At 64.5% G+C, this 1,219-nt stretch carries 1 protein-coding gene; it reads right to left on the bottom strand.

Annotated elements, in window-relative coordinates:
* Nucleotides 1–100: 100 nt before the first annotated feature.
* A complete protein-coding gene (locus tag BSG08_RS19185) occupies nt 101–1,129 on the bottom strand; it encodes an IS110 family RNA-guided transposase (protein WP_093039443.1) in 1,029 nt (342 codons plus the stop codon).
* Nucleotides 1,130–1,219 lie beyond the last annotated feature (90 nt).

Raw genomic sequence — 1,219 nt, 5'->3', positions numbered from 1 at the left:
AGGTTTCTGGTTTGCCCGACCCGGATCATGTCGATCATGTGCCCATTCGGATCATGCCTTCCTCACAACTCGGTGGCCCGGCTGCCGATTCAACGCCGTGTCAGGCGCCGATCAGCACTGGGCCGCGATAGCTTTCACCTCGCGTCAGCATCGCCCAGATGCCGCGCGCCATCTTGTTGGCCAGCGCGACGGCCACGACCGGGACCGGCTTCCTTTCCAGCATCCGCGCCAACCAAGACCCCTTCGGCGCACCGCGGCGCGAGGCCCAGCGGATCACCGCGGTCGCCCCGATGACCAGCAATCGACGAATGTCGCGCTGCCCCATCTTCGAGGTCTTCCCCAGCTTCTGCTTGCCGCCGGTGGAATGCTGCCGCGGCACCAGGCCGAGCCAGGCGGCGAAGTCGCGCCCTCGGCGGAACTGATCCATCGGTGGTGCGAAGGTCTCGACCGCCAGTGCGGTGATCGGGCCGACACCCGGCATCGTCTGCAGCTGGCGCGGCATTTCCGCTTCGTTCGACAAGGCCGCGATCCTGACTTTCAGCGCATCGATCCGCTCGGTCAGCTGGTTGATCTGATCGAGGAGCATGCGGCAGATCTCGCGCGCCAAATCGGGAATGTCGGCGTCAGGATCTGCGATGACCCGTTCCAGGCGCGGCACATAGCCAATCCCCACGGAGGCGACATGGCCGAACTCGTAGAGATGCGATCTCAGCGCATTCACCGCTTCGGTGCGTTGCTTCACGAGTTGCTCGCGCGTCCGGAACGCGACCGCGCGCGCCTGCTGTTCCTTCGTCTTGGGTTCCACAAACCGCATGGTCGGTCGCAGCGCCGCCTCGACAATCGCTTCGGCGTCGGCGGCGTCATTCTTCTGGCGCTTGATGAACGGCTTGACGTAGTGCGGCGCGATCAGCCGGACCTCATGCCCGTGGCGGGACATTTCCCGCGCCCAATGATGCGCACTGGCGCAGGCCTCCATCGCCACGAGGCACGGCGGCTGCTCCGCCATGAACCGGGCGAACTGTGGTCGCGTCAGCTTCTTGCGGAAAACGACGGACCCGTCCGCCGCGGCCCCATGCAGTTGGAACACGTTCTTTGCGAGATCGATGCCGATGATGGTAATCTCTCCCATGGATGCCCTCTCCTTCAGCTTGTGATTCAACACCGCAAGCTTGGCACATTGCGATGCCGTCTGGGGAGAGCGGCATCCACCCCATCTCCA

The organism is Roseovarius azorensis (assembly GCF_900109455.1).
In the GTDB taxonomy this organism is placed as follows: domain Bacteria; phylum Pseudomonadota; class Alphaproteobacteria; order Rhodobacterales; family Rhodobacteraceae; genus Roseovarius; species Roseovarius azorensis.
This window is presented reverse-complemented; position numbering and strand designations above follow the sequence as displayed.

Coding starts and splice junctions, on each gene's coding strand:
- BSG08_RS19185 (WP_093039443.1), bottom strand. CDS start 1,129: ATGGGAGAGATTACCATCATCGGCATCGATCTCGCAAAGAACGTGTTC.